8 protein-coding genes are annotated in these 12299 nt (G+C 32.6%); all 8 read right to left on the reverse strand.

Annotated features, from left to right (window positions below; translation table 11 throughout):
- Nucleotides 1-4: 4 nt before the first annotated feature.
- Entirely contained in the window at nucleotides 5-655 is a 651-nt protein-coding gene (locus B3N22_RS18830) for a TetR/AcrR family transcriptional regulator (RefSeq protein WP_286909530.1), read from the reverse strand.
- 5 nt (nucleotides 656-660) lie between these two features.
- On the reverse strand, nucleotides 661-1794 hold the full coding sequence (locus tag B3N22_RS18835; RefSeq protein ID WP_286909531.1) for a class II aldolase/adducin family protein: 1134 nt from the start codon (nucleotides 1792-1794) through the stop codon (nucleotides 661-663).
- Between the two features lie 31 nt (nucleotides 1795-1825).
- Complete coding sequence (locus tag B3N22_RS18840; RefSeq protein ID WP_286909533.1) at nucleotides 1826-3304, reverse strand: aspartate aminotransferase family protein; 1479 nt, start codon at nucleotides 3302-3304, stop codon at nucleotides 1826-1828.
- Between the two features lie 323 nt (nucleotides 3305-3627).
- Complete coding sequence (locus B3N22_RS18845) at nucleotides 3628-7044, reverse strand: fibronectin type III domain-containing protein (protein ID WP_286909534.1); 3417 nt, start codon at nucleotides 7042-7044, stop codon at nucleotides 3628-3630.
- A 119-nt stretch (nucleotides 7045-7163) separates the two neighbouring features.
- A complete protein-coding gene (locus tag B3N22_RS18850) occupies nucleotides 7164-7925 on the reverse strand; it encodes a MurR/RpiR family transcriptional regulator (RefSeq protein WP_286909536.1) in 762 nt (253 codons plus the stop codon).
- 214 nt (nucleotides 7926-8139) lie between these two features.
- Nucleotides 8140-9615, reverse strand: a complete 1476-nt coding sequence (locus B3N22_RS18855) for a WD40/YVTN/BNR-like repeat-containing protein (protein ID WP_286909538.1) — start codon at nucleotides 9613-9615, stop codon at nucleotides 8140-8142.
- Nucleotides 9616-9719: 104 nt separating this feature from the next.
- On the reverse strand, nucleotides 9720-10190 hold the full coding sequence (smpB, locus tag B3N22_RS18860) for an SsrA-binding protein SmpB (RefSeq protein ID WP_021800678.1): 471 nt from the start codon (nucleotides 10188-10190) through the stop codon (nucleotides 9720-9722).
- Between the two features lie 80 nt (nucleotides 10191-10270).
- Nucleotides 10271-12286, reverse strand: coding sequence for a methyl-accepting chemotaxis protein (locus B3N22_RS18865; protein WP_286909541.1), 2016 nt, complete (start codon nucleotides 12284-12286; stop codon nucleotides 10271-10273).
- Nucleotides 12287-12299: the final 13 nt, after the last annotated feature.

A 12299-nucleotide genomic window follows, 5' to 3' on the forward strand; every position in this document is an offset into this window, starting at 1 on the left:
TCTATTATTTGTGTATTACTTCTGCTTGATTGAAAGTAAATGCAGATTCTAGGAACTTAAGTAACTGTGATATCATCTCTTCATCTCTGTTTTCCACATCTTCACCACAGAAAATCTTCATTCTTTCCTTGTAGTAATCACAGCTATAGGAAAACTGCATCATGGTTAGTAAATTATCAAAGAAAAAGGCAAACATACGAGGATTTATATCACTTCTTATATCTCCATCTCTCATGGCTTTTTCTATTAATTCACTATAGGCTTTTGAAGTTACTGTTTCTATTTCCTTTGCAAGGACCTCTGCAAACTTTTTACTTCCACCTGAGGTTATTTCGTTATACATATTTATATAGTTGCTGTGTTTTCTTGAATAAGCCTGTACTGCACGTATCATTTTTTCAGCCCTAACCAAAATCTTATCTTCACTATCAACTACTTCTTTAAGCACAGATTCTAAAACCTTGAGACTTTTTCTAAGGCAAGCTAAGAAGAAGGTTTCTTTATCTCCATAATACTTGTATAATACCCCCACACTTATTCCTGCATTTTTTGCAATAACATTAACGTTGGCTCTGTCTAAACCTTTTTCAGCAAACTCTGCTATTCCTGTTTCTAGAATTTCTTCTATTTTTTCTTCTGTCAATTTTCTTAGCATTTCTTTTATACCTCTTTATCTTTCTGTTTTGAGTATTTTTTTACATAGATTATTCTTTGAATATTAGCATCTAGTGAGCCTAAAGGAGATAGATTTAACTTGGTTCCATAAATATCTGCTATACACCCTTTGTTTAACACCATATCCACAGCTTCAGCTTCATTTTCTGTTATTCCTGTGCATAAAGCTCCTATTCCTTCTATTAAAATTGCATTTTTATTTTTTAATTCCTTTGCTATATTCTTTATATTATCTTCTGAATCTTTTAAACACTTTATATTTACTCCAGCAATTTGAGCTAAGTCATCAAGATAGGGCTTAAGCACATGGCCCTCTCTGCAGACTTTTAATATAGCTTCTTCTTTTCCATGAATAATATTATTCACCTTACTATATTTATATATAGCTTCATGTAATTTTACTACCTTAGGAGCTTCCTCTTTTACCTCTCCTACTGTATATTCCTCAGTTTTCCCCTCATAATTTAGAACGAATTTTACCCCTTTACGATAACTTTTCCCATAATCCTTAAATAGGCTTACGGTTTCCTCTTTCTCAGAAAATATCTTATTAAACTTATCTTCTGAAAGTTTTTCAAGAGTTTCTGCAATATTAAACCCATCTTCTAAGTCTTTGCCATAACATACTGTTCCATGATATTTCATTAAAACAGCGTTGCTATTTTTGTTTTCACTTATGACTTTTTCAACAGCTTTTCTAAGTTTTTTTGTGGAAGGCATTCCATAACTTGCACAAGGCACTTTTTCTCCAAGTACTTTTTTAAACTCTTCATTATAAACTTCTATACTTTTTCCATCTATACTAATAGCTGATGCCATTACTTGATGGGTATGAATAATGAAGTTTACATCTTTCCTTAACCTATAACCATCTGCATGAATTCCCTTTTCACTTGAAGGTTTAATGTTTCCTTCATAAGAACAGTCTTCTATGTTTACAACTACTATCTCATCTGGAGTTAGGTTTTCGTAAGCTAAACCACTTGGTGTTATAACAAATTGTGTATCAGATATTCTTGCACTAATATTTCCCCAAGTTCTTGCAATAAGTCCACTCTCAACTAAGATCTTACCAGCCTTTATAACTAAGTCTTTACCCTCTTTTATAGAATATGCCATAATACCCTCCTTTCAAGGCTAAATCCCCTTTTTAAATCTGTCCACACTTAGAGAATACTCTATCAAATCTTACTAACAAATCATCAACCATTTCTTCTGTGTAAGCAGCACTTGTGTAAAGTCTTGAGCCTGCTAGGGTAACTATTCCTTCAGCCATATAAGCTGCCCCCATGTGCTCCATTTCTTTTTGACGTATACCAGTTTCTTTTAATACATTTGGAATCTTCCATGGTTTCATTAGATTAACGCTAAAGTGCATAGTTCCTGCATTGTCTAAGTGGCAGATTGAGCCTTGATTAAATGCAACAAATGGTAGGTCATATTTTTTTATTGATTTTTGAAGTCCTGCTGTAAGTCTATCTCCCATACGTCCTGCTTTTTCACAAGCATTTGTACTTTCTATTTCTGAAAGAGCAAAATATCCTGCTACACAAGAAATTGGAGTTGCTGCCATGGTTCCTCCACACATAGCCTTAGATACTTTTTTACCAGAAGAATCAAGTCCTGCTCCTAGGTAGGCCATACAATCCTTGTGTCCACCTACTCCTCCAGCTCCTGGATATCCTCCTGCTATGATTTTTCCAAACACAGTTAAGTCAGGGTCTACACCAAAATACCCTTGTGCTCCGCTGTTACCTATTCTAAATCCTGTTACAACCTCATCAAATATTAAAAGTGCTCCATATTTATGGGCTAATTCTTCTGTTCCTTTAATAAATTCTTTAGATACAGGCCTTGTCCCACTTTCTGGTCCCATTGGTTCTATGTATATTGCTGCTGTTCCACCATAGAACTTATTTTTCCAAAGCTTTCTTTCTAAATCATTTAAATCATTAGGGAAAAATTCATCGGTATGCTTAAATACAAAACCAGGTACCCCTTTTGACATCATACCCTTTGTTCCTGGAACTCTTATACCATAGGCAAGCTGATCTGACCATCCATGATAAGCTCCTCCCATTTTTAAGATGTTTTTCTTCCCTGTTTTAAGTCTTGCAATACGAGCTGCAACCATACAAGCTTCTGTTCCTGAACCTAACATACGGAACATATCTACAGATGGAACCATATCAGATATTTTTTTTGCAAGCTTATATTCATATTCATGGAAAAGTCCTGTTGATGGTCCACAGGTATTTAAAAGTTCAATTACCTGTTCTCTAACCTTAGGAGGATTACTTCCAAGTATAGTAGGTCCACCTGCTTGTAAAAGGTCATAATACCAATTTCCATCTACATCATATAGTTTTGCCCCTTCAGCCTTTGTTATAACAATTGGAAATGGATAGTTAAAGGCTAAGTTATGCTGAACTCCCCCTGGAATAATATTTTTTGCCTCATCAATCATTTCTTTTGACTTAGTACATTTTTTATTAAAGTATTCTTCTATATATTCATCTAAATACTCTTTTTTTATTGAATGCACTGGCTTTTTTATAAGTTCATCCAGCTCTTTTGTAACTTTTTCTGCATCAAGATAATTATCAATTGCAAATCCCTTATATGCCATTATAAACTCCCCCTTTCTATCTCGTGAGTTGCAACTCACGTCTTGATAATATTTTAATATTATATTTATATTAGTGTCAATATGTAATATAATATTTATTTCGCTTAATATATTATTAATATTTTAGTGTTTTTAATAAAAATTTAATTTTAGACTTTTATTTATGTCAATATATAAATTTAAAGAGGTTCTAATTGTTCACTTCCTCAAAGATATTGGTTTTTCTTAAGTTTTAGCAGCTAATCTAAGGCTAAAAAATATTTTAATACTAGGTATTATTTTTTAAAAAAAGAAGAAGCCCTAAGGCTCCTTCATATTAACTCTTATTCATTTGTTGGCTGATATCCTTGTTCTATTATGCTTCCGTTGAAGCCTCTAACAGTTCTACCGTTTTTATAGCTTAGGATAAATTTACGTGACCAGCCTTCTCCTTTTTCTCCTGTTACTTTGTCGATACCGCTGCTTACGCCTTCACCTGTTCCATTTATGATGTGATTAAATTTTTGCATTACTGCATTTTCATTTGCGAAGGTTTGTATGCAGGCATTTTCTACAACTACGCCTTCTTTGTTTGGTACTTCAATTGCATTTTCAAGTTCTATTTGTACTTCTGTTGAATCATAGGTTGGACCTGTGTATATAAATACGTTGTAGATTCCAAGTCCTACTGCATAGTGGTTGTTTACATTGTTTGCTACTTTATAAGCTGCGTAGCCTTTTACAGTGCCACTATGGGACATCCATGCTTCTTGGCTTATTGGATCATATGCCTTTTCATTTTGATAGAAGTAGGTTGCTCCATTTTCACCGTTCCATAGGGTATCATAATCTTGGAAATGTTCATTGAATAGTGCATAACTAGTTACATCATCACCGTTTACTATTAATCCATGTTTTGATGTGTTTCCATTCCAAGCTACACCTGCACCATGGTCTGCTCTCCATATCCAGAAGTGATCTCCTATTACATCATCACTATTTATTATTAAAGCATCATCTGCTTTTGTTAAGCTACTTGTGGTTCCACCTACTCTAAAGAATAAATCTGATAAAAGTGTTGGATTTGATGAATGGTCTTTATTTGCTCCATCTTGTCCAACTACTAATAATGCTTTTGAGTGTGCTCCTGCATCAAATATTAATCCTGCTACTGTAACTCCATCTACATCTGCAATTTTCATAGCTGCATCTCCATTATCAGGAATAATTGATGCCATACCAGTTCCTAAAACAACAGTGTTTGGATTATTAACATTTATTACTTGTTCTGCATGGTATACGCCAGGAGTAAAGAATATATTTTTGCCACTGCTTAATTGCCCATTTATTTTACTAGCTGTATCCCCTTCTTTTGCTATATAGAAGTTATTTAAGGAAACAACATTACCAGTTCCCATACTGGTTCTAGACCATGAAATTCCTCTACTATTAGTCTTAAGTGAAGGAACAAATACTTTATATTCTCCATCATCATCTAAGAATAGGAAAGGTTTTTCTTTTATTTTTGGAGTGTTTGTAATACTTGTATTAACTTGTTGTTGATTATCTGAGGTCGGAATTGCCCAGTTGCTATAGCCGTTGCCTTTTAGTAATTGTGTTCCTGTTTGTGCTGTTGGTAAGTTAGGTGCAATAACTCCTTGATAAAAGGCATTTAGGGTTGTTCCATATACTTTTCCAGTTACATTCGAGTTTCTTGTATAGAATTGTTGTCCTGAGAAGGTTCCTGAGCTGTTACCGTCACTTGTAACTCCTTCAATAAGACTGTCTGCAACATATCCACCACTTGCCCATCCATAATTCCAGTCATAGCTTACTGGACGTTGAGAGTATATTCTTCTCATTGGTGCTGCTTGTGCTATTCCCCAGTTAAATTGATCTGGTCTCCAGCCTCCATAATAAGAGCTGTTATCTCCAGTTTTTATAACTGAGAAGTTCTCTACTGATCTCCAGAAGTTACAGGTTGCATTGTTATTAGCTAAATATGCTGGCACCTCTAGATTGTTTAATTTTACATCATAAGGTGTTTTACCTAGTCCTGCAACTTGAGTATAAAATCCAACTGGCATAGTTCTTGTGCTTGTGTAATCTCCTGGTTTAAAGTAAAGTGAGAAACGATTTTCATTAAATTGTGCATCTTTTTCTATGTCGTTTTGTAGTTTGAATATATCTAATACTACCTTGTCAATGTTTGCTATATCATCAAATGGGGAGAAGAAAATCATGTTTTCTCCAAACATCTCTTTTTCTAAAGATGTGAATTCATCAGATAATCCTGATGCTCCATTTGAATTTACAGCTACAACTTTGTAGTAGTTATTGTACTTGCCTGAGTTTATATTAGTATCTGTATAGGTTAGTCCAGTGATTCCTTCTGCTATTTTCTTGTAGCCATCTCTATCATAAGCACTTCTAGCACGATATATTTGATAGCTGTTTGCTCCATCAACTGCCTTCCAAGATATCTGAAGTCCTCCTTGAACTTCCTTAAGACTTAAATTACTAGTTGTAACTGGTCCTGAACCATTTGTGGTTTGAACATCAATATTTACACTTTCAGATTGTGGACTATCTCCATTTACTGTACTAACCATTACTGTATAGTTAGTTCCAGGTGTTAAGTTCGTAACGTTTAGTGAGGTTCCACTTGTTTCTTTATTAAATACTTGCGCCAAGGTTGCCTTATTAATTACAACAACCTTATATCCAGTAAGTATACTATTAGTAACACCACTCCAAGAAACATTAAATGATGTATCATTTGTATTAGTAGCTTGTACATTTGAAACCTTCTTTGGTTTTGTAACTGAGTGGATAACAAACTTTTCATTGTTAGTAAGCTCACCTGTGTAGCCTCTTCTCATTTTTTGATCCACTACAGTAATATAGCTGCCATTTTGTGAATCTTTAAAGGAAACTGTTCCATCTCCATTAGGTGATACTATTATGGATTCCCATCCCCATGCTTTTACATCTGCATTTTGGAATACTTCTTCTGCTCCACCTGATTTCCAAGCTAGGTTTGAAAATGCTTTAGAAACAAAGTTCATTACTGGAACCCCATCATATGAACCATATAAAGGGAAAAATCTTAGGTCATCTCCAATTGCTCCATTTGTTTTTTCTCCAGTAACCTTTATTGGATTACCATTAACCCCATCTGCTTTTATATATTTTCCTGATTGTTTATGTTCAATATATACACTAACATCGTTGTATTTAGGTGAAATTATATAGAATTTTTCTGCCTGATCTGAACTGGTTGTACCTATAGTTAATTTGTTGTTAGCTACATTTATATACTTTCCTTCAAAATTCTTTAATCTTAATAAACCTGAACTTCCATCAACTATTTCTGTCTCAAAGCCTTCCCACTTGCCTGTTGTCATCTCGCTTTGTTTTGTTCCATTTGCTAATAGGTTTCCATTGTTGCTTACCCAAACATTACTAGGATTATCTACTCTGCTTATTTGAATACGATTAACAGCCGGGTATTGTTGGACTGTAAATAATGCATTGTCTCCAAGGTCATTTCCATTGGTTTGATCAACATTCTCAAGCAGTGAGCCATCTTGTGCAACGCTTATGACTTTTCCTGAGGTTGCCGAAACTATATAAGAATATGCGTCATTAGCCTGGTAGTTATTTTTATCAACTACCGCGTTCCCCTGTGCAAATACCAGATTAGCATTTGTAAAAATCATACTTAAGGTCAAAACTCCAGTTAGAAATTTCTTTAACATTATCCTTCCCTCCTATATTTTTTCTGTAAGCCTACACTTATATTATAAAAAATGTTTACATAAATTTATATATTTTACATATTCTTAGGAACGTATTCCAAAAAAAGAAACAAGAAAAATTAATCTTCTTGTTCTTTGTTCATTCTTATATAAGCTTGATGGGCTAATAATTCAATTAAGGTTACAACAGGAACTTGAGTTGTTAGGTTTAAGTATGTCTCTTCCTTGCTTTTCACTTCTGGCATATAATAGGACAAATTATAATCAGCAATTCTAGCTAAAGTTGATTCTTCATTGTTTGTAATGCTTAGAACCTTAGCTCCATATCTCTTAAAATCCTCAGCTTTCTCTATCATCTGTACGGTTTCTCCTGATACAGAAATAATTATGGCTAAGGTATTTTCAAGTCCTCTAGGTGGAATTGGGTAAAAAGGATCTGATATACTGTAGGCATTCATCTTCATGTTTGTAAAATATCTGCTTCCATACTCCCCTAATATACCGCTAGTCCCTATTCCTGAGAAAGCTATATGACGAGCATTTACTATCATATCTATAGCAGGTTTTAAAACCTTTCTATAATCCTGTTTATTTACATCCTTTAAAAACCCCTTTATATGTGAACCTAAATCAAAAAACTCTTCAATTGCTTGTGAGTCGTATTCATCAACCTTTTGTTTAATCTTATACTTAAATTCGGCATAGCCAGAGAAACCCAATTTATTGCAACAACGTAGAATACTTGATGGAGATACATGACACACATTTGACAATTCTCTTATGGTCATTTTTGAAACCTCATCTAAATTATCCACAACATATTGATAAACGATCATCTCTAAATCATTTAGTGTCTTTACTTTTTTAGGATCAAAAATCATATTTACTCCCCCATTTATTTTTTAGGTATTGCTCTATTATTCTTAATCCATCCTTGGTATTTAAACTTCACTACGTATATATACTTATTATAACTTATTGCTCAAACAGTTGTTAATTCGTTTACATAAAATCTTATTTTTCCCACATGAAAAATCTCAAGCATAGAAAGAAGCAACTACTCTCATTGTAATTGCTTCTTCACTAAATCAACTATCATTTATCTTCCTTTACATACTCCCATGTCTTTCCCTGATCTTTTGATCTATAAAGAGCCTTAATTCCTCCATTATAATCCCCATCTGAACCTTGTCCAACTAATATATTAAGATCTTCTCCTTCTTTAGTTGGCATTCCAGGAAGGTCAAAAGGATTATATGGTTCTGATCCATTTAATGGTATTTTTACTTCTGGAAAACTTATCTTTGTGAAGGTAGTTCCCCCATCTTCCGTTCTATATAATTCTCCACGTGCACCACCACTATGCGCTAAACATATAAATCCTAGTCTTTCATCTAAAAAAACTATTCCTCCTGCTGTTCCAATATTCCCTAAGAATGGATCACCATTTATAAGTGACCATTTGGTTCCACCATCTAAGGTTTTCTCTAGTGCATAAGCTCTACTCCCCGCTGCTGCATCTGTTACTTCTAATCTATATCCTGTTTTTTCTGATAAGTAAAATTTATCTACTCCATTACTCTCTTCTTTAGGAATATCTTTGCTTCCTTTGTTTAGAGTTTCACTTTTGATATTATTTAAATCCTCTACTAGTATATATCTGTAGGGTGTAAGTGCACTTTCTTTTCCTGGTACATATACGGATACTGCATATCCTATTATCTCTGGATCCCTATTTTTAACTGCCCTTGTTTTTCCTTCTGAATCTATATAAAGAACTCCGCTTCCATTATATCCAAAGCTTCTTTTTCCTGAATAAAGAATACCATATTGATTTTCGTCCCATTTGCTTATAGTTTCTTTAAGTGGAATAACCTTCATTGTACTTATAAGTGGTTCTAGAAGTTTGTCCTCATTAAAGTCCCCATTTACATTTCCATGTAGATATATTGTTATCTTACTTGATTCATTTTTATTATAGCTAATTAAATAGCTTTCCAGTGTGTCTTTATCATTTTTGCCATATAAAAAGGTATTAAATGAGGTTATTGTTCCTTCTTTATCGAATTTAATGTCAACACCATTTGCTATATATAGTTTTTGTGCCATAGGAACTTTTTTATTAATATCTTGTAGTATTCCTTCTATTCCATCCTCATATATATTATTATGCTTAAGCTCTACTGTTTTCTTATCCTTCAAATCCTTTAATATCCATGAAAGTTTCCCATTAAAATTCATGCTGGTTTTATATATCTTACCTCCATAAAATATAAACAATGAAAACATAAAAATTAATGCAATAACACCATAAGCCAGTCTTATACTTCTATTTTTAATTCTTATTCTTATGGTTATAGGCTTCTTAAGACTCCTTACTATAAAAATTATTAAATATACAACAAAAAATGCTAAGCATAAAAGCAGCATTGTAAGGTTGTTATTCATTCTTCCAAACTTACACAAGGTATATAGATTATAAAAAGAAAACCAATAAACTGCTATAAATATTGGATTAATCATCATTCGTATAAATAATTGTCCTCTTGTAATATCTTTGTACTCTCCCATTTTTCCATTTACCTTCTTTCACTAGTTGACATAAATAAATTATACCTCAAATTTCCAATAAAAAAGAAGCCATAACAAAACATTTTTGTAATAGCTTCTTTAAACTAGTATCTGCTTCTTTCTTTCATTTGTCTTTCTACATCTCTTTTATGAGCTTTTTCTAACATAGAATCTCTCTTATCGTAATTCTTTTTACCTTTACAAACTCCTAAGTTAACTTTAACTCTTCCATTTTTTAAATATAAAGATAAAGGGATAAGTGTTAATCCTACTTGTTGAACTAAACCTATAAGTCTTCTTATTTCTTCTTTATGTAAAAGTAATCTTCTAACTCTAAGTGGTTCTACATTAAATATATTTCCTTGCTCATAGGGACTTATGTGCATATTTTTAATAAACACTTCTCCATTTATTACTTCTGCATAACATTCTTTTAGGTTAGCTCTTCCTGCTCTTATAGATTTTACTTCTGTTCCTACAAGTTCTATTCCTGCTTCCATAGCTTCTTCTACAAAATAATCATGATGAGCTTTTCTATTTTCCGCTAAAGTTTTATTGTTACTCTTTCTAACCATTATATCACCTACTTGGTTTTATTATCTTTTACTATTATAATATATAACTCTGTCCATAACAATAAAGCTCTATACTTTAATTAATCTATTTTAAAGACTTCAAGTTCTTCTTGAACCTTTTCTGAAGATTCATGTAAAAGTTCTGATGATGCATATATCTCTTGACTTGCTGCACTCATCTCTTCTGCAGATGCTGTAATTTCTTCTGCAAAGGAGGATACATGCTGTGATATTGATGATACTAAATTAATATCATCTATTAGCTCTTTTTTCTTTTTATCTAATATATCCGTAGCTTTTACCATGTTTTCTATTTGTGGCGCTACATTATTTAGAGAGGAAGCTATTTCTTCAAAGGCTTCTGATGTTTTTATTATTATATCTTTTTGCGTCAATAACTCTTTATTTAATTCTATTGTTCCTCTTGATATATTCTTGTTATCATTTAATACCTTACTGCTTATTTTTTGTATATTTTCAGAGGCTTCTTTGCTTCTTTCAGCAAGTTTTCTTACCTCTTCAGCTACTACTGAAAAGCCTTTCCCAGCTTCCCCTGCACTAGCTGCCTCAATAGCTGCATTAAGTGCTAAAAGGTTTGTCTGCTCTGATATTCCTTTTATTAAATATGTAATTTCATTTATTTCATCTATGTTTTTACCCATGGCTTCTAGTTTTTCTCTAAATTCGTTAAAGGTATTAAGCATTTTACTAAACTCTTGCGATACCTCTTCTATGTCTTTTTTCCCTATATTAGACTTTCCATGAATGTCATTTACCATTTTTGCTACGTCTTTAAACTTTGAAGATATTCCATCCAATGTATTTTCAAATTCAGATGATATATTCACCATATTGCTTAATGAAAGTGTTTGATTATTAGTTCCTGCTGCAACTTCCTCAACTGCTTTAGCAATATTAGTAGTAGTTTCACTAAAATCTTTAGCTATTTTAGTTAATGATTCACTTTCTCCACCAACTCTATCTGAACTTTCTATAACATCCTTAATCATCTCTCTTAGGGAATTTTTTAAATTAAGTATGGAACTAGCTATTTCTCCAAATTCATCTTCTCTTTTAAGTAGCTTACCATCAACCTCAAAAACAAAATTTCCTTCTGATAGTGTTACTACATTGTTTTCTACTTTCTTAATTATTTTTATAATATAGTTTATAATATAGTATCCTAGCACTATTATTACTATCATTGCCAAAGCTATAGTAATTAGTGATGCTTCTTTCATTTCATCTAACTGACTTAACAATTCTTCCTTAGGTATAGCAACTGCAAGAGACCATCCAGTTTTAGCTATAGGTGCATAGCCTACATATTTCTCTACCCCTTTATATAAATAGGAACTTGTACCTATCTCTCCTTTAATCATCTTCTCATGAATTTCTGCTAAAGGTTTTAATGATTGATCTTCTTCTGCTTTTCTAATTATATTTTCTTTTTGGTCTACAAGAGTTTTATCTGGATGTACGATTACATCGCCAAGATCTGATATTACATAAGCTATTCCATTTTCACCAATCTTGATTGTACTTATGAAATCACTTATTTTATTACTTCTCATTAACCCAACCAAGATAGCAACTATTTCTCCATCCTTTTCAATAGGAGCTGAAAATGGCACAACAAATACATCTCCTTCTAGCATAGAAAAATACGGATCTCCTATTGCAGCTGATCCTTGAAGCGATCTTTCATAAAATATCTTATTTAAAAGATTATCTTCCTCTCCATTGGTGTAAATAATATTCCCACCTAAATCTGCTACCCCCATAGAAAAATACTCATTCTCTTCAGAATATTTTTTCAAAACTTCATTTCTTTCTTCATTTGTTACATCAATTAGCCTACCACTATTTGCTAGACTTTTTATGTTATCAGATATATTTTCTAACTTTCCATTCATTCTTTCCGAAGTTTGTTGTCCTAATTCTACCAACATATTATTAGCAGTATTAACTACAACATTCTTAGCCAATATATAGTTTGTTATTGATAAAATTATCGATGAACTAAGTGCAACAAGTAAGAAAAACACTAATAGCTTTGCCCTAATGCTTTTCTTTCTTCTTTTTTTATCCTTCATCATTTCTCCCCCT

This window comes from Clostridium sp. UBA1652, from assembly GCF_002320975.1.
Lineage (GTDB): Bacteria > Bacillota > Clostridia > Clostridiales > Clostridiaceae > Clostridium_T > Clostridium_T intestinale.